General features: G+C 68.2%; 19 protein-coding genes, 1 tRNA gene and 1 pseudogene. 6 read left to right on the top strand and 15 right to left on the bottom strand.

Annotation, left to right across the window (positions count from 1 at the left end; all coding sequences use genetic code 11):
- Positions 1-141 precede the first annotated feature (141 nt).
- From ACZ9CK_RS16370 to ACZ9CK_RS16360, 3 genes and pseudogenes are all read right to left on the bottom strand, one after another.
- A pseudogene (locus tag ACZ9CK_RS16370) lies at positions 142-1,081 on the bottom strand (AEC family transporter).
- Positions 1,082-1,214: 133 nt separating this feature from the next.
- A complete protein-coding gene (gene panD, locus ACZ9CK_RS16365) occupies positions 1,215-1,643 on the bottom strand; it encodes an aspartate 1-decarboxylase (RefSeq protein ID WP_426300359.1) in 429 nt (142 codons plus the stop codon).
- 48 nt (positions 1,644-1,691) lie between these two features.
- Positions 1,692-1,997, bottom strand: a complete 306-nt coding sequence (locus tag ACZ9CK_RS16360; protein WP_426300357.1) for a putative antibiotic biosynthesis monooxygenase — start codon at positions 1,995-1,997, stop codon at positions 1,692-1,694.
- 99 nt (positions 1,998-2,096) lie between these two features.
- Here ACZ9CK_RS16360 and ACZ9CK_RS16355 point away from each other — a divergent pair, with 99 nt between their 5' ends.
- On the top strand, positions 2,097-2,705 hold the full coding sequence (locus ACZ9CK_RS16355) for a TetR/AcrR family transcriptional regulator (protein WP_476050490.1): 609 nt from the start codon (positions 2,097-2,099) through the stop codon (positions 2,703-2,705).
- Between the two features lie 16 nt (positions 2,706-2,721).
- On the opposite strand, the gene ACZ9CK_RS16350 is transcribed toward ACZ9CK_RS16355, so the two are convergent.
- Positions 2,722-3,576 carry a LysR substrate-binding domain-containing protein gene (locus tag ACZ9CK_RS16350; RefSeq protein WP_426303528.1) on the bottom strand — a complete coding sequence of 285 codons (855 nt, stop codon included), beginning with the start codon at positions 3,574-3,576 and terminating at the stop codon, positions 2,722-2,724.
- A 186-nt stretch (positions 3,577-3,762) separates the two neighbouring features.
- Between ACZ9CK_RS16350 and ACZ9CK_RS16345 the strand changes: the two genes are divergently transcribed.
- The gene (locus ACZ9CK_RS16345) at positions 3,763-5,157 is read left to right on the top strand and encodes an MFS transporter (RefSeq protein ID WP_476050489.1); all 1,395 of its coding nucleotides are present in this window, start codon (positions 3,763-3,765) and stop codon (positions 5,155-5,157) included.
- Positions 5,158-5,216: 59 nt separating this feature from the next.
- Here ACZ9CK_RS16345 and ACZ9CK_RS16340 read toward each other — a convergent pair.
- Both ACZ9CK_RS16340 and ACZ9CK_RS16335 read right to left on the bottom strand, forming a co-directional pair.
- Positions 5,217-5,290, bottom strand: a tRNA-Gly gene (locus tag ACZ9CK_RS16340).
- Positions 5,291-5,402: 112 nt separating this feature from the next.
- Entirely contained in the window at positions 5,403-6,905 is a 1,503-nt protein-coding gene (locus tag ACZ9CK_RS16335; protein WP_476050488.1) for a D-alanyl-D-alanine carboxypeptidase family protein, read from the bottom strand.
- A 184-nt stretch (positions 6,906-7,089) separates the two neighbouring features.
- On the opposite strand from ACZ9CK_RS16335, the gene ACZ9CK_RS16330 reads away from it, so the two are divergent.
- Positions 7,090-7,533, top strand: a complete 444-nt coding sequence (locus ACZ9CK_RS16330; RefSeq protein WP_426300349.1) for an SRPBCC family protein — start codon at positions 7,090-7,092, stop codon at positions 7,531-7,533.
- Positions 7,534-7,543: 10 nt separating this feature from the next.
- Here the strand turns inward: ACZ9CK_RS16330 and ACZ9CK_RS16325 are convergent, their stop codons facing one another.
- Positions 7,544-9,352, bottom strand: a complete 1,809-nt coding sequence (locus ACZ9CK_RS16325; RefSeq protein WP_476050487.1) for a CAP domain-containing protein — start codon at positions 9,350-9,352, stop codon at positions 7,544-7,546.
- A gap of 117 nt (positions 9,353-9,469) precedes the next feature.
- Between ACZ9CK_RS16325 and dcd the strand changes: the two genes are divergently transcribed.
- Both dcd and ACZ9CK_RS16315 read left to right on the top strand, forming a co-directional pair.
- Positions 9,470-10,045 carry a dCTP deaminase gene (dcd, locus tag ACZ9CK_RS16320; protein ID WP_426300345.1) on the top strand — a complete coding sequence of 192 codons (576 nt, stop codon included), beginning with the start codon at positions 9,470-9,472 and terminating at the stop codon, positions 10,043-10,045.
- A gap of 2 nt (positions 10,046-10,047) precedes the next feature.
- Positions 10,048-10,941 carry a homocysteine S-methyltransferase family protein gene (locus ACZ9CK_RS16315; RefSeq protein WP_476050486.1) on the top strand — a complete coding sequence of 298 codons (894 nt, stop codon included), beginning with the start codon at positions 10,048-10,050 and terminating at the stop codon, positions 10,939-10,941.
- A gap of 155 nt (positions 10,942-11,096) precedes the next feature.
- Here the strand turns inward: ACZ9CK_RS16315 and ACZ9CK_RS16310 are convergent, their stop codons facing one another.
- On the bottom strand, positions 11,097-12,284 hold the full coding sequence (locus tag ACZ9CK_RS16310; RefSeq protein ID WP_476050485.1) for a cation:proton antiporter: 1,188 nt from the start codon (positions 12,282-12,284) through the stop codon (positions 11,097-11,099).
- Between the two features lie 5 nt (positions 12,285-12,289).
- A complete protein-coding gene (locus ACZ9CK_RS16305; RefSeq protein WP_115789994.1) occupies positions 12,290-12,772 on the bottom strand; it encodes a cation:proton antiporter regulatory subunit in 483 nt (160 codons plus the stop codon).
- Positions 12,773-13,021: 249 nt separating this feature from the next.
- On the opposite strand from ACZ9CK_RS16305, the gene ACZ9CK_RS16300 reads away from it, so the two are divergent.
- A complete protein-coding gene (locus ACZ9CK_RS16300; protein ID WP_476050484.1) occupies positions 13,022-13,501 on the top strand; it encodes a hypothetical protein in 480 nt (159 codons plus the stop codon).
- Positions 13,502-13,627: 126 nt separating this feature from the next.
- Here ACZ9CK_RS16300 and ACZ9CK_RS16295 read toward each other — a convergent pair whose 3' ends face one another.
- From ACZ9CK_RS16295 to ACZ9CK_RS16270, 6 genes are all read right to left on the bottom strand, one after another.
- Positions 13,628-14,290, bottom strand: coding sequence for a class I SAM-dependent methyltransferase (locus ACZ9CK_RS16295; protein WP_476050483.1), 663 nt, complete (start codon positions 14,288-14,290; stop codon positions 13,628-13,630).
- A 54-nt stretch (positions 14,291-14,344) separates the two neighbouring features.
- Positions 14,345-15,130 carry a glucosamine-6-phosphate deaminase gene (locus ACZ9CK_RS16290; RefSeq protein WP_476050482.1) on the bottom strand — a complete coding sequence of 262 codons (786 nt, stop codon included), beginning with the start codon at positions 15,128-15,130 and terminating at the stop codon, positions 14,345-14,347.
- A 35-nt stretch (positions 15,131-15,165) separates the two neighbouring features.
- Entirely contained in the window at positions 15,166-16,689 is a 1,524-nt protein-coding gene (locus ACZ9CK_RS16285; protein ID WP_476050481.1) for a glycoside hydrolase family 3 protein, read from the bottom strand.
- Between the two features lie 74 nt (positions 16,690-16,763).
- Positions 16,764-17,915 carry an ROK family transcriptional regulator gene (locus ACZ9CK_RS16280; protein ID WP_476050480.1) on the bottom strand — a complete coding sequence of 384 codons (1,152 nt, stop codon included), beginning with the start codon at positions 17,913-17,915 and terminating at the stop codon, positions 16,764-16,766.
- A 55-nt stretch (positions 17,916-17,970) separates the two neighbouring features.
- The gene (locus ACZ9CK_RS16275) at positions 17,971-19,185 is read right to left on the bottom strand and encodes a benzoate/H(+) symporter BenE family transporter (protein WP_476050479.1); all 1,215 of its coding nucleotides are present in this window, start codon (positions 19,183-19,185) and stop codon (positions 17,971-17,973) included.
- Between the two features lie 136 nt (positions 19,186-19,321).
- On the bottom strand, positions 19,322-20,725 hold the full coding sequence (locus ACZ9CK_RS16270; RefSeq protein ID WP_426300327.1) for an MFS transporter: 1,404 nt from the start codon (positions 20,723-20,725) through the stop codon (positions 19,322-19,324).
- Positions 20,726-20,748: the final 23 nt, after the last annotated feature.

Below are 20,748 nucleotides of genomic sequence, written 5' to 3'. Positions count from 1 at the left end.
GGCGCCCGCCGTCCGAGTGCGCAGCTGGCGGTGGGGTGCCGCGCCCCAACTAACTCGCAGTTAAGGTCGTTTTGAGGGCTGAAAACGACAACAACTGCGAGTCAGTTGGGCAGGGCGGTTGGCCAGAGCGGCGCATGCCTCTCAAGGGTGCAGGAACGCGGCGATGACGAGCATCGCGGGCACCGCGACCACGGTGGTGATCAGCACCGTGTCCTTCGCGATCGTAATGCCCTGCTGGTAGCGGTTGGCGGCCACGAAGACGTTCTGCGCCGTGGGGAGGGGCGCCGGCGATCGTGGCCGCGAACAGGGCATGGTCATTGAGCCCGAGGATGAAGTGCGCCGCCAGGAACGCCAGCGCCGGGTGCAGGATGAGCTTGAAGGAGGACGCCAGGACGATGTCCGTCCGGCGTCCGCTCGCGGCGGAGAAGGGCCGGTTGCCGTTGAGGGACATGCCGAACGACATGAGCATGGCCGGGACCGCCGCACCGCCGATGAAGTGGATCGGCTGCAGGACCGGGTCGGGCAGATGGAGGTGGAGGGCGGAGAGCAGCAGCGCCAACGCGGACGCCACGATTACCGGGTTCTTCAGGATGATCAGGAGGAACTTCAGCAGGGGGTTCTGTTTGGCGCTGCGGCTGCCGCGGGTGGCGTCCAGGATCATCAGGTTGACCGGGTTGTAGAAGGCCAGCTGGAAGATCAGCAGGGGTGCCACGTAGCTCGCGTCGCCCAGCACATAGACGGCGATCGGGATGCCGAGGTTGGCGCTGTTGGCCTGGCTGGCGCTCATGGCGCCGATCATGGCCTCGGGCATCTTCCGCTTCAGCACGAACTTGCTGAGCAATACGTAGATGGTGCCCACGATCGTTCCGCTGATCGCCGCGGCGGCGAGCTGCGGGCCCAGCACATCCTCGAGCCTGGCCTTGGATAGTGTTTCGAAGAGGAGCGCCGGGCTGGCCACGAAGAAAGCGAGGCGGCTGAGGGTGTGCCCGGCGTTCGGGCCCAGGAGCTCGCGCCTGCCGACGAACCAGCCGACGCCGATGATCGCCCACACCACGAAGAAGCCCGAAAGTACCTCGATCACGGCAGGGTTCCGGGAGTGCTTGGTGGAATGCCGGGAAGGGTCACCGTCCCAGCGTAATCAGATTTATTCGCGGGGGCGGAGCCGGGCGGGTGGATTCCCGTTATGTGGACGCGGGGCGGCAGCCTAGAGCCGCTCAGTGCTGGCGGGCGTTGCTCAGGGCGTGCGGCGGGCGCAGGAGCCCCGGCGTGTGGCCCTCGGCGGGATCGCTGCCGAGCTGGAGGATCTTGTTGTTGCGGTCCACGTGGACCACCTTCGGCTCGTAGGCCAGGGCTTCCTCGGTGGTCATCTCCGCGTAGGTGATGAGGATGACGACGTCGCCCACGTGCACCAGGTGCGCGGCAGCGCCGTTGATCCCGATGACGCCCGAACCGCGCTCGCCGGCGATGGTGTAGGTCTCCAGCCGGGCGCCGTTGGTGACATCGACAATCGACACGAGCTCGCCGGGCAGGATGTCCGCAGCGTCCAGCAGATCGAGGTCCACGGTGACGGAGCCGACGTAGTGGAGATCGGCATGGGTGACCGTGGCCCGGTGGATCTTGGACTTAAACATTGTGCGGTTCATAACGGCTCAAGTTTAGCGCGGGCCACGACAACCGATCTGTGATGTGGATTACGCCCGGTCCCGGGCCGCCCGCTGCACCCTGCGCTTCACGAGCATGCCGTAAGCGACAAAGAGCTTCGGCACCACAAAGTACACGGCAGCCGGAACCACCAGCAGGGTCAGCAGGAGTGCGCGGAGCACCGGGTGCCAGCTCTCCATGAAGGGGCCGAGCAGGAGCATTCCGACGCTGACCAGCGGGAAGATCGCCAACCAGGTAATGAAGGCCCGGATGTGGATGGAGGGTGCGTGCGGGGGGGCGGGCGTTGCCGGAGTTTGTGCAGCGGAGGGCTGCAAGCTGTTCCCTGAGGTGGTCATGAAATCTCCAACCAACTAGTTGTTTTTTTGAATGAGACCAGCGTAAGGGCGTTCGGTTAAATCTGCAACCATCTAGTTGGAATCTGTTAAGGTGGATGCATGGCATGGGACAAGGAACGAACCAAGAGCCTGTTGCTTGCGGCTGCCACAATTGAATTTTGCCGCTATGGACTGGCCGGTGGAAGAGTGGACCGGATCGCCAAGATCGCCGGCGTCAACAAGGAACGCATCTACCAGTACTTCGGTAAGAAAGAGCAGTTGTTCGACGCGGTCGTCGCCTCCCAGCTCAGGCTCGTGATGGACGAGATCCAGATTGAAGGCGAAGGCCCCGAAGCCATTGCCGATTACGCGGGCCGTCTCTTTTCGCGGCATTGCGCCGACCCCACTTTGCCCCGCCTGCTCTTCTGGGAGGGGCTGGACCGCGGCGAATTGATGGTGGGCCGGGAAGCGCGCGAGGCGAACTCTGCGCACAAGATCGCGCGGGTCATGGAGGCGTTGCCCGGGGTCACCGAAGAAGATGCCGCGGATTTGCTCCTGACCATCATCGCCCTGTGCGACTCCTGGGCCGTCCTGCCCGAAATGGACGGACTCTTCGCCCGCGAAGGGTCCGGACGCGCGGAGCGGCGGCGTGTCGCCGTCGTGAATACCGTCAGGATGGCGGCGCAGGCACTGATTTCCGACGACGGCGGGCCGGCGGCCGGCCGCTGACCACGCGCCAGGAGCCTTACGCCTGCTTCCGCAGCGTCCTGCCGATGATCGCTTGGGTGAGGGCATCGACCGCCTCGGCGTTCGCCAGCGGATTGCGGATCAGGGTGAAGTCCACGTCGCCCACGGGCGGGAGGTCGAAACGGTGCGTGATGACCTTCAGGTCCTCCGGAACGAGCGACGACGGCATGACAGCGACGCCGATACCCGCCCGTACCGCTGCGAGGACTCCCGCGATCTGCTTGGTGGAACAGGTCACCCGCCAGGTACGTCCCTTGGCCTCGAGGGCGTCGATGGCGAGTTTCCGGCTGATGCTCGGCGCGGGGTAGCAGATGAGGGGCACCGGGCTCCGGGGATCGAGCGCGGTCTGCTCCAGGCCTACCCAGTCGAAGCTGTCCTTCCGGACCACCGTGCCGTCCTTGGCCTCGCCCACCCACTTCACGAATACGAGATCCAGTTGGCCGGCATTGAGCCGGCGGTACAACTGGTCGCTCTGGCTGACCGTGAGCTCCAGGTTCACCTGCGGATATAGCTGGCGGAACTCGCGCAGGATCCGCGGCAGGCCGGTGATGGCGAGGTCGTCCGCCGTGCCGAAGCGCAGCCGGCCGCGCATCGCGGACCCGGAAAAGTAGCGCGCGGCGTCGTCGTGGGCAGCCAGGATGCTGCGGGCGAAACCGGCCATGGCATCCCCGTTGTCCGTCAGCCGGACGTCCCGCGTGTCCCGCGCCACGAGCGATCGCTTGGCCGCGGCCTCGAGCTTCCGCACGTGCTGGCTGACAGTCGGCTGTGCCAGGCCCAGACGCTCGGCGGCCTTGGTGAAGCTCAGGGTTTCCGCCACGGCCAGGAAAGAGCGGAGTTGCACGGGATCGAACAGCATTGGATCGGACACCGGACTCCTCGACGGGCCAAGGCCTCACCACCTCATTGCGGAACGCAATAGGAGTTATAAGGCCAATACGCTTCCATGATTACCGCGGTCAACCCTAGCGTTAAAGGCATTCCAGTGAAACCACCCAAACCGAATCCTGCCTGAACCAAACGCTTGAATGAGGACACTCCCTTGGCACCCCCTCCACCCTCCGAGGCAACCGTCGGCCACTCCGCCATCAACTCCCTAAGCTCCGCCGCCCGCGACGCCGCCCGCGACCCGGACAGCGTCACCCAGCCGATCGCCCTGGTCAGCGAACGCCTGCCCTGGCGGCACACTTTCATCTCCCTCCGGATCCACAACTTCAGGGTCTTCGCGATCGGCCATTTCGTGGCCGTCATCGCGCTGTGGATGCAGCGCATCGCACAGGACTGGATGGTGCTGCAGCTTTCCGGCTCCGTCACCGCCGTCGGCATCACTGTCGCCCTGCAGTTCTTGCCGTCCCTGGTGCTTGGCCCGTGGGGCGGCATGATCGCCGACCGCTTCGCCAAGCGCCGCATCCTCATGCTCTGCCAGAGCGTGGCCGCCGCGCTCGCAGCGACCCTCGCGGTGCTCTCCCTCAGCGGCGCCGTGCAGGTGTGGCACGTCTACGTCATCGCGTTCATCCTGGGCCTTGTCACCGTGCTCGACCAGCCCGCCCGCCAGGTCTTCGTCAACGAACTCGTCGGACCCACCTACCTGCGCAACGCGATCAGCGTCAACTCCACCACCTTCCAGCTCGGCGGCCTGATCGGCCCGGCCCTCGCAGGCGTGCTGCTGAACGCAGTCGGACCGGGCTGGGCCTTCGCTGGCAACGCCCTGGCCTGCTGCTCCACCATCACCACGCTGCTGCTGCTCCGCAAGGGCGAGCTGCACCTCAGCAAGCCGGCGCCCAGGCGCAAGGGCATGCTTGCCGAGGGCCTGCGTTACGCGCTCCGCAAGCCCACCATCTACTGGCCGTGGCTCATGGCCGCTTTCGTGGCGGTGTTCGGGATGAGCCTGCCGGTGCTGCTGGCCGCCTTCGCGGACCACGTGTACGAGGCCGGTGCCGGAGGCTACGGCCTGCTGAACGCCCTGGTGGCGCTCGGTGCGCTGTGCGGGGCGATCGCTTCCGCCCGACGGCGGCAGTTGCGCCTCCGCTCCGTGGTGCTGGGCGCGGGCATGTACGGGCTGATGCTGTGCCTCGGTGCGCTGGCGCCGTCGATGCCGTGGTTCGGTGCGGCGATGGTCCTTTCGGGATTCTGGTGCCTGATGTTCCTCACCGCCGCCAACCAGTTGGTGCAGACCAGCGCCAACATGGCCATCCGAGGCCGGGTCATGAGCCTGTACCTCGTGGTGCTGATCGGCGGCCAGGCGATTGGCGGGCCGGTGATGGGTTGGCTGGCCGAACACCTGAACCCGCACCTGGCCATCCTGGTGGCAGGCGGGGTGCCGGCGCTCGCAGCCGCAACGGTCGCCGTCGTACTGGCCCGGAAGTCGGCGCTGCAGCTCAAGGTGGACCTGAAGAACCGGCGCCGCTTGGTGCGGATCGTGCCGCGGCCCGCGTAGGGGCCTCGGAACCGGCGCAAAAAGGAACACCCCGGTCCGAAGACCGGGGTGTTCCTGTGTGGAGCGGGCGACGGGAATCGAACCCGCGTATCGAGCTTGGGAAGCTAGCGCTCTACCATTGAGCTACGCCCGCATTGCCCGGCCTGTTGTCGAAGACTGAGCCGGAGCAGATCCCAGCTTAGCGCAGATCACAGGCGTGTCTTGCCAGACTCACCGGAGGCACGACACGCGGCAGCAATCCGGGCCTATTTGAAGAGCTTCATCGGTGCCCAGCCGCTTCCGGCGGGCTGCGGAGCGGCCCAGCTGCCGCTGCGGAAGCCGTAGTGGCTGAGCGTGCCGTCCGTCCTGCGGGCGAGGAGGCCGCGCGTCCCCAGCCCGGCATAGCCGAAGGCGGGTGCCACCGAGGCCATCACCTGCCAGCCGCCGCCGATGGTGGACGGGTAGGCGATGCCGCCCGCGCCGTTCCCCTTGTAGTACAACAGGGCGCCGCCGGGCAGCTGCGCGAGGACATCGTTGTTGCCGTCGTTGTTCCAGTCGGCCAGCGTAATCCCGCGGCCGGCCCACCCCGGACCCATCGAGGCGAAACCACCGAGCGCCCCGCCGGAACTGTTCGCGTAGTAGCGCAGCCCGCCGTCGGGCCCGTAGCCGAGCACACCGGGATACTTCTGGCTCCGGGAGAGTTTGCCCACGGTGATGGTCATGTCCGCCCAGCCCCAGCCCACGCTCCGCAGCCCGTCGAACCCGCCGCCGGGCCGGCCCCGGTACAGGCCGAGCACGCCGTTCTTCCACTGCGCGAGGATGTCGTAGACGCCGTCCGCGTTCCAGTCCACCACGAAGCCCTGCTTGAGGTTCGACCAGCCGCCGCCAATGGTTGAGCGGTAGCGGTAGCTCCCGGCCTGCGGTGCGGAGTAGAGAAGCAGGTGCCCGGCGGAGTCCGCGGCCAGCAGCTCCGAACCGCTCTTGATGGTGGCCCCGGCCGCCGGGTTTCCGGCGAAATAGTGCTCAAGGGTGGGGAAGCTGCGGGCACGCATGTCCGCGGCGATGGTGGGGCCGACGTAACGCAGGTGCCAGGGTTCGTAGCTGTAGCCGGTGGTGCCGGAATAGCCGTTGGGGTAGCGGACGATGAAGCCGTAACGGTACGCGTTCGCCGCCACCCAGCGTCCGGCCGGTGTCTCGCCGAAGCAGGTGGACAGGCCGCAGGAGCCGCCCGCGTTGCCGACGTCCGCCGCCAGGCCCGTCTGGTGTTCGCTGTAGCCGGGCTTGGCGGAGATGGTGTCCGCGTAGGCCTGGCCGTAGGTGCGGACGTAGTAGTCGTACAGGCTGGCCTGGGTGTCGTAGGAGCGGTAGGCGCTGACCACCGCCAGGCCGTGCCCGGCGTTCGACGCCCCGGTGAAAAGCGAATCCAAGGCGCTCGCCGCCTGCGCCCGCAGGTAGTAATCGCTGCCCCGGACGCTGACGAGGTCACCGGGGGCGTAGCGCAGCGGGTTGAGGGGATGGGACTTGTTGACCAGCACCGCTGTGCTGCCGGCAGTGAACACCGGGGCCAGGCTCGGCAGGGGATTGACGGTGGCCGGGGCGGCGCCTGCAGCCCGGGCGGCGGGCACGACGGCGGTGCGCGCCGGCGCTGCGGGTGCCGTCGCCGGGGTGCCCAGCAGCAGGGCCGCGCACAGCGAAACGGCGAGCGGCAAGCGGACCCTGGCCCGGCGTCGTCGGACCCGGACCTGGCTCGTGTGGTGGGAGGCAGGCATGAACAGTCCCCTTCTGTTGCGGCCCGGGAACTCTACCGCACTATGGGTTCCGATGTAATAAAGATTCGGTTAAGGCACGCCCCAACGGTGTCCCGCCGGGGCGGCCCTGCCTATCCTGAAACGGATAGCTGTGCGTCATGGGGAACCGGGCTACATCGTTTTGTCGCACATTGAAGGGGATCCCATGGCATTCGCAGAGCACGAAGTACTGATCGGCCGCGACGCCATGAGTGTCTACCTTTTCCTCGTGGACGGGCTGAACAACCCGCTGTGGCGCGACGGCATCCGCAGTATCTCCCTCCGCTCCGGCAAGGCCGGCGAGAAGGGTGCCGTGTACCAGCAGACCCTGCTTGGCCCCGGCGGGCGGCCACTTGCCGCCGACTTCCAGATTGTCGAGGCGCGGCCCGGCGCGGAGGTCCGCTTTGAGGTTGTTGCCGGCCCCGCCCGGCCCCTCGGCGGCTACTACCTGAGCACGGAGGGCACGGGCACCCGGCTCCGCTTCGCGCTGGAGCTCCATCCGAAGGGCCTCCAGAAGCTCATGGGCAGCATGATCCAGAAAACGATGGAAGCCGAAGTGCTCCAGCTGGAAAAGCTGAAGAGCGTGCTTGAAGAGGAGAACGCCGCGTAGGGCCGACGCGCTACTGCGCCAGTTTCAGGCTTCCCCAGCCGCTGGAAACCGTGGTGACCGTGGTGAACTTTCCGCTGCTGAGGTCCCAGTATTCGACCGTCCCGTCCGCGGTCAGCCCCGCGATGCCCGTGGTATTCAGGCCGGTGACATCCCGTAGGGAACGCAGGCCGGTGTAGTCCGTCCACCCTGTGCCGACAACGGGCCGGGTCTCCGCCTTCGGTGCCGGCACGCCACTGCCGCGGTAGAGGCGCAGGCTGCCTGTGCTTTCCACGGCGAGCAGGTCCTGCAGGCCGTCGGCGTCGTAATCGACCATGGCCAGCCGCTGCCCCGGAACGGTGACGCCCAGGCTGCTTGCGGCGCCCAGGGCCGTCAGGCCCCGGTTCGGGTACAGGTACAACTGGCCCTTGGAGTTGGTGGCCAGGATCTGCGGCAGCCGGTTGTTGCCGCACCAGGTGCCCACCGCCATGGTCATCGACTGCCAGCCGCCGGCGGCCAGTTGCACCGGGGCCGCGAAGCCGCCGTCCACCAGGCCCGGGTAGAGCAGGAGCCTGCCGTCGAGCTGTTGGGAGAGCACGTCGAAGGCCCCGTCCCGGTCCCAGTCCGTCACCATGAGTTCCTTGGCCCCGGTGAAGCCCGTGCCCACGGCACGCGGCGGCCCGAAGCTTCCATCACCGAGCGCCGGGTAGTCCCGCAGCTTCCCGTAGGGGTCGACGGCGACCAGGTCGCCCGGTCCGCGGACCGCGGCGTCAGTGAGGTCCCAGGTGGGCGGCTGCTGCTTCACGAGGGGCGTGCACGCATCCGCCGCCGGCGGGGTGGGCGGCGTGACGGGACCGCCCGGGCTGTTCACCGTACCGGCGGGGAGGGTGCTGTAGCCGAAGAGGTTCACCACGCCCCACATGGTGTAGCGGTTCGGGGTGGTCTGCCAGTTTCCGTCCGTGAAGGTGATCCCGACGCCGATCACGTTGAAGCGCGGATCCCGCAGCATGGCGTCGTGGGCGGGTGAACTCTTCCACCAGTCGACCAGTTTCGCGGCGTCGCGGTCCCAGCGCACCGCGATCACTTCGCCTGCGCCCCGGTCCGGGTTCAGTGCGCGGGGGTCCAGCCAGAAGTTCGCCCGGTGCTCGATCACCTCGCGGGTGGCGATGTTGTCCGACCAATCCTGGGACAGCGACGCCACGGTGGGGTGGTACTTCACCGGGTTGAGTTTCAGGGATGCCCGGTAGCTGTTGATGGCGTTGAAGACCGCCAGCACGGCGGCGGAGTTGTCGTCCTTCACGAGGGCCTGGGGAGCGAGCTGGGTTACCTCCGCCGCCCGGACCGCCGTGAAGGACTCCGTGGGCCCCTCGTCCGAAGCGGAAGCGGTCTTGGCGGCCGGGGTGTTTGCTGCGGCCTTGGGGGCCTTGGTCTTCGCGGCCGGGAGCGGGTCCGGCCCCCACAGCGGCGGGATGCTCGGAACCTCCGGCGGCGCCCCTGCCGGGGATGTAGGCCGTTGGGCGGGCTGCTCCGGGACCGGGGAAGCCGACGATGACGGAGCCGACGCGGATGGGGTGGGTGACGCTCCGGGCGCCGGGGTTTCCGGCGAGGGGGTCGGCGCGGCGGTCGTCGACGCACCAGCGGAAGGCACGCCAGCGGAAGGCGACGCTGAACCCGAAGGCTGCACGGCGGAAGCAGCCCCCTCGGAGGGAGCGGGGGAGGACGTGGCGCTTGCCGCCGTCGTCGGGCTTCCCGATTGGAGCCCGGCAAGGGACGAGCCGCCCAGAACGGTGGTGGCGATCAGGCAGGCCAGAAGGGCGGCCCCAGCTGCCGCAGTTCGTTTCACTATTCACCAGCTCGCGTCGTGCCACCCAGCAGGCAGCGGCGGATTATGGTCCCGGACTATAGTCGCAGACTTCCGCGGACGCCATGCCTGCACGGAACCTACGGTATTTTTGATGCTGTGCTGATCTCTGACCGTGACATTCGTGCCGAAATCGATTCCCGACGCATCGTCCTGGAGCCGTACGACCCCGCCATGGTCCAGCCGTCATCCGTGGACGTACGGATCGACCGCTTCTTCCGGCTGTTCGACAACCACAAGTACGCCCACATCGACCCCGCCGAGGAGCAGCCCGAGCTGACCCGGCTGGTGGAGGTGGACGGCGAGGAGCCGTTCATCCTGCACCCGGGCGAATTCGTGCTCGGCTCCACTTTCGAGACCGTGAGCCTGCCCGACGACATCGCGGCCCGCCTCGAGGGCAAGTCCTCCCTGGGCCGCCTGGGCCTGCTGACCCACTCCACCGCGGGCTTCATCGACCCGGGTTTCTCCGGCCACGTGACCCTTGAGCTGTCCAACGTCGCCACCCTGCCCATCAAGCTCTGGCCCGGAATGAAGATCGGCCAGCTGTGCTTCTTCCGCCTCAGCTCCGCAGCCGAGCACCCCTACGGCTCGGGCGAATACGGCAACCGTTACCAAGGCCAGCGCGGACCGACCGCCAGCCGCAGCTTCCTGAACTTCCACCGGACGGACATCTGAGCTTGAGTTCCTTGACACTCCTCGACGGCGGCATGGGCCGCGAACTGGCACGCCGCGGGGCACCCTTCCGGCAGCCCGAATGGTCCGCACTCGCGCTCATGGAAGCCCCCGATCAGGTGCAGGCCGTCCATGAAGACTTCATCGCCAGCGGCGCCCGGGTGATCACCAGCAACAGCTACGCCCTGGTGCCGTTCCACATCGGCGAGGAACGGTTCGCCGCGGACGCCCGCACCCTGGCTTCCCGCGCCGGGCGCCTGGCCCGTGCCGCTGCCGACTCCGCCGGGCAGAGCGTGCGCGTGGCCGGTTCGCTGCCGCCGCTGTTCGGCTCCTACCGCCCCGACCTGTTCGACGCCGGCCGCGCGGCTGAGGTGCTGGCGCCCCTGGTGGCCGGGCTCGCCGGGCACGTGGACCTGTGGTTGGCGGAGACCCAGAGTTCCATCGCCGAAGCGCGGGCCATCCGCGCAGGATTGCCCGACGACGGCAAGCCCTTCTGGCTCTCCCTCACCCTGCGGGACGAAGACGTTTCCGGCCCGGCCCTGCTGCGCTCCGGCGAGAAAGTCGCCGAAGCCGCGGAGGCCGCCGTCGGGATGGGCGCGGAAGCGCTGCTGTTCAACTGCAGCCGCCCCGAGGTCATGGCTGCTGCCCTCGAAGCCGCCCGCTCAACGGCGGAAGGCCTTGGCGCGGAGCTGGAACTGGGCGTCTACGCCAACGCCTTCCCGCCGCAGCCCGAGGACGCCACCGCCAACGACGGCCTGGACGACCTGCGCGAAGACCTTGACCCGGCCGGCTACCTTGAGTGGGCTGCGGCCTGGCGGGAGCAGGGCGCGGGCATCATCGGCGGCTGCTGCGGCATCGGCCCGGAACACATCGCGGCCATCAGCCGGCAGCTGGGCTAGGTCTTTTCGCCCTAGCTTCGCCCGGGTCGCGGGAGAACTGCGGGGTCGCTGGAGCGCTCCCGCGACTTGGCTGCGTTCCCGCGACTTGGCTGCGTTCCAGCGACGCGGGCGCGGGCCTGCAGCCTGGCATTGCGCGAACCAGTCGCCGCTGACGCCTAGCGCGCTCCTGCCAGCGCCGGCCGCCGCGGCTTCCGGATCGCCTTCACTGCCGGCTCCACGAAGCGGGCAGCCAGCGGGCCGATGATCGCCATCAGCAGCACATAGGCCGTCGCCAAGGCTGCCAGTTCACGCGGCACGGCGCCGGAAGTCACGGCAAGCCCGGCAATGACGATCGAGAACTCGCCGCGGGCAATCAGCGCGGCCCCGGCACGGAAACGGCCGGGCATTGCGATCCCGGCCTGTTTTGCCGCCCAGATGCCGGTGAGCATCTTGGTGCCTGCCGTCAGGAATGCCAGCAGCAGGGCGAAGAGCAGCACGGGCGGAATGGTGGTCGGGTCCGTGTTGAGCCCGAACGCCACGAAGAAGATTGCGGCGAACAGGTCCCGCAACGGTTCCAGGATCCGGGTGGCATTGTGGGCCGTGGCGCCGGAAATCGCGATGCCCAGCATGAACGCGCCCACGGCGGCAGAGACCTGCAGTGCGGAGGCGAGGCCCGCCACCAGCAGGGCCAGGCCCAGGACATTGAGCAGGAAGACCTCGGAGTTCTCACTGTGCACGGCCTGGGACACCCGGTGCCCGTGCTTGAGCGCCACGAGCAGCACCACGCTCACCACGGCAAGGGCGATCCCCACTGTCTGCAGGCCGCCCAGGAAGCCGACGCCGGCCAGGATCGCGGTGAGGATCGGCAGGTAGATGGCCATGGTGAGGTCTTCGAAAACCAGGATGGCCAGCACCACGGGCGTCTCGCGGTTACCGATCCGGCCGAGGTCCGTGATGACCTTCGCGGCGATCCCCGAGGAGGAGATGTAGGTGACGCCGCCCATCACGATCGCGCCCACCAGGCCCCAGCCCAGCAGCAGCGCCACCGCCGCGCCGGGCGCGAAGTTCAGCACGAGGTCCATCACGCCGGCCTGCCAGGAACGCCGCAGCCCGGTGACCAGTTCCGCTGCCGTGTACTCCAGTCCGAGCATGAGGAGCAGGAGGATGACGCCGATTTCGCCGGAGAGATGCGCGAACTCGTGCATGCCGTCCAGTTTGACGATCCCGCCGGCTCCGAAGCCCAGCCCGCCTATGAGGTACAGGGGAATAGGGGACATTCCGATGCGGCCGGCCAGACGTGCCAGCAGGCCGAGGCAGAAAACAACAGCACCAAGTTCAATGAGGGTCAGGGCCAAAGGGTCCATGGCCGTCAGCCGTTGCGCAAAATGGCAGCCGCAGAGTCCAGGCCTTCTTGCGTACCGACAGCAACCAGCAGATCACCCGTGTGGAGCACGACGTCGGGCGCGGGCGAAGGAACGACCTCGCCTTCGCGCATGATCGCCACGATCGACACACCGCTGCGGGTGCGGATCTGGGCCTTGCCCATGGGTTGGTTCTGGAAAGGGGAGTCGGCAGTGATGGAGAACTGGCGCGTGACGATGCCGGGAATTTCCTTGTGGGCTTCGGCGAGGCGCATGGCGATGTGCTGGCCGCCCAGGAGATTTCCCAGGGCGGCTGCTTCGTCAGCGGTCAACGGGATGGAGGCCTGGCAGGTGTCGGGGTCGTCCCAGGTCGAAACAAAGAGTTCAGTTTCGCCTTCACGCAGTTCCACAACGCCGATCCGGCGCCCGGAAGCCGTGATGAAGTCCTTGCGGACACCCAGTCCCGGAAGTTCAGTCTCATCCACGTTCATGGCTCCACCCTAGTCCTCCTGGGAGGGCTGCGGAACGGCGCTGGCGGGCGGCACTGCCCAAGCGCGATCCCTCATTCGGGGGGTGGTATTCACTCGACAAGGTGATGTTCCGCGGAGCGGGCCGCCGAAGACTGGAAGCACGGAACAAAAAAGCCGTAAAGACGTCGGGACGGATGGCCTTGGTCCCGACACCCGCGGACGTTCATTCACGTCCTCCCGGTTCGACTCACATCAACCCCAGGAGAAGAAATGGGTACCAACATCAAGTCCAGGCTCGCCCGGGCCCGCGTCATCACCGTCGTCGCTGCCACCCTCGGCCTCGCCGGGGCTGGCCTGGCACTGGGAGCACCTGCCCAGGCCAACACCTCCAATTCCTGCACCGTCACGCCGCTGAAACCAGTCTTCACCGGTCGATACGACAATGGCGTGAAGGTCCTGGATTACCGGATCTACGCGACGTGCACTGCGAACCGCTACCTTTACATCCAGCAGCAACGGTGGGAGGCAGACCCCTCGCCGAACCCTGACGACTACCTGGGCTCCGCTGGCTTCGGCCGCCTTGTCTATGCCGGCGGCAGCACCGTGATCCACAACTACCGCACCCTGGTGAACGGCGAGAAAGGCGCCGAGGAGGTCTACCATAAGGTGCGCTTCCAGGTGAGCAGCGGCGGAGCCTGGTCGTCCTTCACGGGCTGGCAGAACAGCTCAATCCTGTCGATCACGAACTAGCCCGCCAGATACGCCCGGCGAACTCCGGGCCGCGGAAGCCGGGTCCGGTGCACACACGCACCTGACCCGGCGTTCTTGCGGTACTTGCCTCACGCACTCTCCGGTTCTGGCCAAGCGTTGGGGGTGCTAAGCCCTCGCGATGAGGACGGCCTGACCGGTACGTTCGTCCGACACTGCGGCGCGTTCGAGGCATCCGATCTCCCTCATGCCGGCTGAAGCTATCAAGCGGCTGAAGCTATCCGCAGCCCGGTCGTATCGATACAGGACGATGTCGTGACCGCGCCGCCGGTAGCCCTCGGAGACATCCCGAACGCCTTGACCGGTTTGGAAGAAAACCAGGAAGAGCCCGCCCGATCGCAGAACGCGGCGTGCCTCGCCCACGACGTCGGGCAGCCCGGCGTCAGGGATGTGGATCGTTGAATACCAAGAGAAGACGCCATCGAAGGACCCGTCCGGGAACGGCAGGGTGCTGGTCGAGGCCACTTGGGACGGAAACTCCGGATGGTCATGTCGAGCGCGGCGGATCATCCCGGGTGAGAGGTCCACCCCTTCTACCTGGCAGCGGAGCTTTGCCAGCACGGGCATCATCCGCCCTGCGCCGCATCCGGCGTCGAGCACGTGCTTGTCGCCGGGCAGGAGGGAAGCGACGTGCTCGATCATCCCCAGATCAGCAGGCTGCTCGGGTCCGGTCGACCGGAAATGAGTCGACCGGAAATGATCTACGTAGGTGTCGGCGACCTCATCGTATGCGCGTTGAACTGCAAGATCGTCTTGGGAGGTGGGCGGCATTGCCCAAGTCTGGCACGGGAGGGTCAATTGGCGGGGCTGAGCCCCAGCCCCAAGTCAGGCGTTCAACGGCAGGCCGCGGGCGGCGTCGTCGTAGTATTCGCGGTTCTTCAGGGCAGCGGCAGCCGCCTCGTCCAGCACGACGATCGCGTTCGGGTGCCACTGCAGGATCGACGCCGGGCAGGACGCCGAGAGCGGACCTTCGACGGCGGCCGCCACGGCATTGGCCTTGGCCTCGCCGGTGGCGATCAGCACCAGTCGGCGGGCGTCCATCACGGTGCCCAGGCCCTGGGTGATGCAGTGCGTGGGGACCTCGGCCTCGGAGGCGAAGAAGCGGGCATTGTCCCGCCGGGTGCGGGCGGCCAGGCGCTTCACCCGGGTGCGGGAGGAGAGTGAGGAGGCGGGCTCGTTGAAGCCCACATGGCCGTTGGCGCCGATGCCCAGGATCTGCACGTCGATGCCCCCGGCGGCAGCGATCGCGGTGTCGTAGGCCGCGGCGCCCGCCTCGAGCTCCGCCAGGGTGGCCCCGGTGCCGTCCGGCACGTTGAGCCCGTCCAAGGGCAGGCCGATCACGTCGCAGACCTCACGGACCAGCACCTGGCGGTAGGACTCGGGATGGGTGGCGGGCAGGCCCACATACTCGTCCAGGGCGAAACCCTTGGCTGCCGAGAAGTCCGCCCGGCCGTCTGCCACCGCGGCCGCGAGCTCGGCGTACAGGCCCAGCGGGGAGGAACCTGTGGCCAGGCCCAGGACGGGAGCCTTGCCGGCGGGCAGCCCGGCGAGGACTGCCTGCGCGGCAGCGGACGCCGCGGATTCGGGGGTGGGGGCGACAATGATTTCCATTGGGTGGTTCCTTGAGTCAGTCTGTGGAGAGTTGGTCAGTTGTCCTGGCCGCCGAGCAGCAGGCCGCAGAGCGCCTGGGACACCGCGAGGGACGCGCCGTAGGTGACGATGTCCGCGCCGCCGCGCGGCCAGCCGCACTCGACGGCGATCACGGCGTGGCCTTCCGCGCGCAGGCGGGAGAAAACGGTCCAGAGCGGGTGGTCGGCGTCGAGCCCGCGGCCGACGACGGCGACCTTCGCGCCGTCCGGAACCTCGCCTTCGCCGACGACGGCGTCCGTCGCCGCGGCGGGACCCCACGGCACCTGCCCGACGGCGAAGTTCGCGCCGGTGTCCACCTGCACGATGGCCACGGCTTCCTCACGGGCGAGCCAGTTTTCGGCGGCGGCGGAGATCTCGAAGGCCTCCCGGATGCGGCCGGCGTCGAGCACGGCAGGATCAAGGACCGCGGAATCCAAGGCCGGGCTGCCAGGCTTGCTGGAGATCCCGCGGGGTGTGGCCTGGTGGATTTCGGCCGGCCCGGCGGCGGGGAAGCGTGCGGACAGGGCGGCGACGCGGCCCGCGGCGTCGGCCAGCCGGGCGGGGTCCAGGCGGCCTTCGGCCACAGCCGCGGTGATGGCGGCGAGGGTCTGTTCGTAGAGCTCCGGGCCGGTGTCCGAGCCGAGGCAGAGCAGGTCGGCGCCGGCCAGCAGGGCCCGCACGGCCGCTTCCGGCACGCCGGTCTGCGCGGAGGCGCCGGCCATGTCGAGGGCGTCGGTGAGGATGACGCCCTCGAAGCCGAGTTCCTCGCGCAGCAGCCCCTGCAGGATCCGTGAAGAGAAGGTGGCCGGGTTCTCCGGATCCAGCGCATCGACCAGGATGTGGCTGGTCATCACGGTGGCGCCCCGGGCTTCGACAAGCGCCCGGAACGGCACCAGTTCGCGGGCTTCCAGGGTTGCGGCTTCGGCGGAGACCCGGGGAAGTTCGAGGTGGGAATCGGTGGTGGTGCTGCCGTGGCCGGGGAAATGCTTGGCGCAGGAGGCCACGCCGGAGTCCTCCAGTCCGCGGATCCAGGCCGCCGTGTGCCGGGCAACCAAGTCCGGTTCCGCGCCGAAGCTGCGGACACCGATCACGGGGTTGTCCGCCTCCGAGTTCACGTCCGCGTCCGGGGCCAGGTTCAGGTTGATGCCCAGGCTGGCGAGTTCCTGGCCGATGGTCGCCGCGCTGGTGGCTGTCAGCGTGACGTCGTCGAGGCGGCCGAGTACGGCGTTCCCGGGCTGCGGCGAGCCGGTGAGGTAATGCAGGCGGGTGACGTCCCCGCCTTCCTCGTCGACGGCGATCAGCGTGCTGGGGGAGTGGGCGCGCAGGCCGGCGCACAGGTCGCGCAGCTGCACGGGGGACGCCACATTGGTGCCGTAGAGGCACACCGCCGCCAGCCCGGCGTCGTAGGCGTCCAGGATCCAGACGGGGACGGCGATCCCGGAGAACCCGGGCATGAGGGTGCCGGCGGCGAGCCGGCGGATCTGTTCGGTATCTGCGCTAAGTTCCGGCGCGGCGAGGGTGGTGGACTTCGAGGTGCCCATGGCTTGGCTCCTTCGGGCGGCTGTGTGCGGGGCAGTTTGGTGCGGGCCGAAGCCCGCCGGTGCGGGGGCGGGGTTCACGCCACTCCCAGTTGATTCCACAGGACCATCACCGCAGCCCCGCGCAGGACGATGTCCTGCGGGTCCGCGGCCAGCCGGACGGTGACCGGCTGGGGGTCCTGGTGCAGCAGCCGGGCAAGCAGGGTCTGCTGCACGGCGTCGAGCAGCGGACCTCCCAGCAGGTGGCGGGGCCCGCTGAGGACCACTTCCGCCAGATCGAGGACGCCCACCACGGGGGCGAGGGCGATGGCGAGCCGTTCGCCCGCTTCCTGGTAGACGACGGCGGTGGCGGCCTCCGGATCTTCGCCCGCCGCGGCAACGGCCAGGGCGCGCTCCAGGCTGGGCACCGACATCCAGGTTTCGAGGCAGCCGGTGCGGCCGCAGACGCAGAGCGTGCCCGCATCCGTTCCGACCGTGACGTGGCCGATTTCGCCGGCGGCCGAGTGGGCGCCGCGGGCGCGCCGCCCGCCGACGATCACGCCGGAACCGACGCCCCGGCCGATCTTCACGAGGATCTCGTCATCGCAGCCGCCGCCGAAGGTGTGGTCAGCGTGGACGGCGGCGTCGGCGTCGTTGGAGACCAGGGTGGGCAGGCCGGTGTGTTTTTCCAGGAGTTCGCGCACGGGCACCTCGCTCCAGCCGAGGTTGGGGGCGGTGAGGACCACGCCGTCGCCGGTGACGATGCCGGGGGTCCCGACGCCGATACCCAGCAGCGGCGCGGTGGCGCGGCCCGCCGTTTCCGCGACGAGTTCCAGCACCTGTTCGACGACGGGCTGTCCGGTGGCGGTGCCGACCGGGCGTTCCAGCCGCTCCAGGATGTTGCCGTCCAGGTCCAGGACCGCGGCGCGGAGGTCGGATTCGCTGGACAGGTCCACGCCGATGACCTGGAGGCCCTGGCGGTTGATGTCGACCAGGATGGCAGGCTTGCCCGGGCGGACCGCGCCGGACTGGCCGAGCTCGACGACGTGGCCGCGGTCCATGAGGTCCGAAACGAGGTCGGAGACGGTCACGCGGGTCAGGCCCAGGGTGCGGGAGAGATCGGCGCGGCTCATGGCGCCGTCTGCGTGGAGGGTGCGGCGGACCAGGGAAAGGTTGTTCGCGCGGCCGTCCGAGGGAAGGGTGGCGGCGCCGGCCCGTTTGCTGTGACCCCGGTCTCGTACGCTTGGCATGAAAGTTAGTTAACTCTACTAACAATCAAAGGTCAAGGGGTTTTGTCGGCTCCCTTCACAGAGCCGGTGTGTTGGTGCGCAGTTCCTTCATCCGCTCGGGTTCGACGACGAGGGATGCCACCACGCCCAGTGCCAGGGACCAAAAGTATGGCCCGAGGCCCAGGAGCGATATGTCGGAGACCGCCACGGCGAATGCCACGAGCGGTCCCGTGGTCAGCGGTCCGTTGCTCAGTTGATCGAGGGACATGGCCAGGATGCCGATGACGGCCAGCCCGGCGATGCCCAGGAGCAGTTCCAACGGAATGAGGTCTGCGGCCGCGGCCGCGAAAACGGCGAACGGAGTCAGTGCCAGGAACGCCGCGCTCGCCAGCACAGCCGAGCGGTGCCGCTGCGGCGCCGGACCCGCATCCTGCCCGGCCACCAGTGCCGTGGCGGGCAGCGAAAGTGACACGCCTGCCGGTCCCAGGAATGACCCGGCGATGGTCCCGATCCCGCTGACGTAGTCCAGGGTCCGTGCGGGCGGCCGGTAGTGCTGGCTGCGCAGGAAAATCACGGACGGCACGTTCGACTGGAGCACCATGAGCACCACGATGACCGGTGTGGCCGTGAGCAGCGCGTCCAGGGTGAATACCGGCAGGGTTGCTTCCGGAAATGAGGCCGGAACACCGTCTCCTGCGCTGCCGAAGCGACCCAGGACAGCGGCGGCGGCCACGCCCACGATCAGCGCCGGGAGTATCGGCGGAACGCGTGCGCCAAGGAGCCGGCGGCCCAGCAGGAAGGCGAGGAAGGCGCTGCCGATAATGACGGGTTCCGCGCCCAGAACGGTGAACACACGGGCCACGAACGGAAGGGCGGAGCCCGCCAGTAGACCCACTACGATCGGCGCCGGAATCCAGCGGGCGAGCCGGTCACTCAGCCCCAGGGCAGTGATGAAGACGACGGCGGCGCCCGCCGCCATCGAAGCCCCTGCCAGTTCGGCGAATGACAGCCGGCCCTGGAGCGAAACGATGAAGATCAGTACGAAGATGTTGCCCGTGAGCAGCAGGGGCTGCCGGAAGCGGAGCGCCAGGACGAAACCGGCCGCGCACGGCAAGGAGTAGATCGCCAGGATCCAGGCCGTCAGTTGCGGACGGGGCAGCCCCAGTTGCTGGGCGGCCGAGAGCGGGATGGAAATGAGGGAAGTTGCCAAGGTAACCATGACAAGGCCCGTTCCGATGGAGGGCGACCACTCCCGGAACCAGTGCGAGAGGCGTTTGACCCGCTGTGACATCGATTGTCCGGAATCCGCCCGCTTGCGGGCTGCCTGTTGCTTGGCCGGTACGGGCCGTATGCCGCCCGTACTTTCCTCAGGCTACGCGTCCCGTGGGTGGAACGGAATGATGCGCCGGCACTCAGCTCCGGACCCTTCACCGCTCAGGGACGACGGCGATGGCCGTTTCCGCTGGTGCCTTCACCGGGAGGATCACGAGGAGGCCCGCCAGCAGCACCACCATGATCCCGAGGATTCCCCAACGCTGCGCTTCCCCTGCCGCCACCAGCGGGGTGGCGATGGTGATGCAGAGCGTGAACAGGGTGGGCGCAAGGAAGCTGACGGCGCGTCCGGTGGTGGCGTAGAGGCCGAAGAGTTCCCCGGATTCCCCGTCCGGGGCCAGGCGGGCCAGGTAGGCGCGGGATGACGCCTGGGCCGGGCCCACGAAGAGGCACAGCAGGAGGCCGAACGTCCAGAAGGTGCTGCCGCCGGTCCATGCGGCTCCGAAGACGGTGTAGCTTCCGTTGCCGAGCACCAGGATCGCGCTGCCGGCCACAAGGAGCCCGATCAGGGCAATGACGATGACGGACTTGGGCCCGATCTTGTCATCCAGCAGTCCGCCGATGATCGCGCCCACGGCGGCCACGATGTTGCCGAAGATCGCGAAGAAGATGACTTCCTTCAGCTCGAATCCGAAGGTTCCGGCAGCGATGACGCCACCGAAGGTGAAGACGGCGGCCAGGCCGTCGCGGAAGATGGCGCTGGCGAGGAGGAAGTAGATGGTGTGCGGACTGGTCTTGTAGATGGCGCCGATCCTGCGGAAAAGCAGCCGGTAGGACGCCAGGAAGCCGAGCCGCTCCTGGGCCGGCCGCGCAGGCAGTTCGGGAACGGCGAACAGCACGGGCAGCGCGAAAATGAAGAACCACAGGGCCGAGAAGACGGCCACCAGGCGGATGTTCAGCCCGTCCGCGGTCTGCGCACCGAACCAGTCAAAGGACGGCTGGACGAACAGCTGCAGCACCGCCAGCAGGGCCACGATCCCGCCGAGGTACCCCATGCCCCAGCCGAAGCCGCTCACCTTGCCGATGTTGGCCGGCGTCGAGATCTGCGCGAGCATCGCGTTGTAGTTGACCCCGGCGAATTCGAAGAACACGTTGCCGAGCGCGATCAGCGTGACGCCCAGCAGCAGGAACTCCGGGCGCGGGAAGACGAAGAAACACAGTCCGGTCAGCACCGCTACCAGGGCCGTGTTGACACCCAGCCACAGCTTGCGCCGCCCGCCGGCGTCGGAGCGCTGGCCCGTGACCGGAGCGAGCAGGGCGATCGCCGCGCCGGCGATGGCGAGCGCGGCGCCCAGGGCCGCCGACGCTGCATCCTCGCCGCCGAAGGCGTTGGACGTGAGGTAGACCGTGAAGACGAAGGTGGTCATGACGGCGTTGAAGGCGGCCGAACCCCAGTCCCAGGAGGCCCAGGCGAGGATCCGGCCCTTGGTGGAGGCCGTGGTGCCGGCGGCCAGTTCTGACGCCGGGCGGGGAGTGTCGGGAACCGCTGTGGTGTCCATGGTGTGAATGCTATCCGCAGGGA

This window comes from Arthrobacter sp. TE26545 (assembly GCF_056279005.1).
The sequence above is the reverse complement of the archived record's forward strand: the minus strand, read 5'-3'. Positions and strand labels throughout refer to the sequence as shown.

Coding starts and splice junctions, on each gene's coding strand:
- ACZ9CK_RS16290 (WP_476050482.1), bottom strand. CDS start 15,130: ATGGAAATCATTGTCGCCCCCACCCCCGAATCCGCGGCGTCCGCTGCC.
- ACZ9CK_RS16275 (WP_476050479.1), bottom strand. CDS start 19,185: ATGTCACAGCGGGTCAAACGCCTCTCGCACTGGTTCCGGGAGTGGTCG.
- panD (WP_426300359.1), bottom strand. CDS start 1,643: ATGAACCGCACAATGTTTAAGTCCAAGATCCACCGGGCCACGGTCACC.
- ACZ9CK_RS16270 (WP_426300327.1), bottom strand. CDS start 20,725: ATGGACACCACAGCGGTTCCCGACACTCCCCGCCCGGCGTCAGAACTG.
- ACZ9CK_RS16300 (WP_476050484.1), top strand. CDS start 13,022: ATGGGTACCAACATCAAGTCCAGGCTCGCCCGGGCCCGCGTCATCACC.
- ACZ9CK_RS16305 (WP_115789994.1), bottom strand. CDS start 12,772: ATGAACGTGGATGAGACTGAACTTCCGGGACTGGGTGTCCGCAAGGAC.
- ACZ9CK_RS16355 (WP_476050490.1), top strand. CDS start 2,097: ATGGCATGGGACAAGGAACGAACCAAGAGCCTGTTGCTTGCGGCTGCC.
- ACZ9CK_RS16360 (WP_426300357.1), bottom strand. CDS start 1,997: ATGACCACCTCAGGGAACAGCTTGCAGCCCTCCGCTGCACAAACTCCG.
- ACZ9CK_RS16295 (WP_476050483.1), bottom strand. CDS start 14,290: ATGCCGCCCACCTCCCAAGACGATCTTGCAGTTCAACGCGCATACGAT.
- ACZ9CK_RS16285 (WP_476050481.1), bottom strand. CDS start 16,689: ATGGGCACCTCGAAGTCCACCACCCTCGCCGCGCCGGAACTTAGCGCA.
- ACZ9CK_RS16335 (WP_476050488.1), bottom strand. CDS start 6,905: ATGCCTGCCTCCCACCACACGAGCCAGGTCCGGGTCCGACGACGCCGG.
- ACZ9CK_RS16310 (WP_476050485.1), bottom strand. CDS start 12,284: ATGGACCCTTTGGCCCTGACCCTCATTGAACTTGGTGCTGTTGTTTTC.
- ACZ9CK_RS16280 (WP_476050480.1), bottom strand. CDS start 17,915: ATGCCAAGCGTACGAGACCGGGGTCACAGCAAACGGGCCGGCGCCGCC.
- ACZ9CK_RS16330 (WP_426300349.1), top strand. CDS start 7,090: ATGGCATTCGCAGAGCACGAAGTACTGATCGGCCGCGACGCCATGAGT.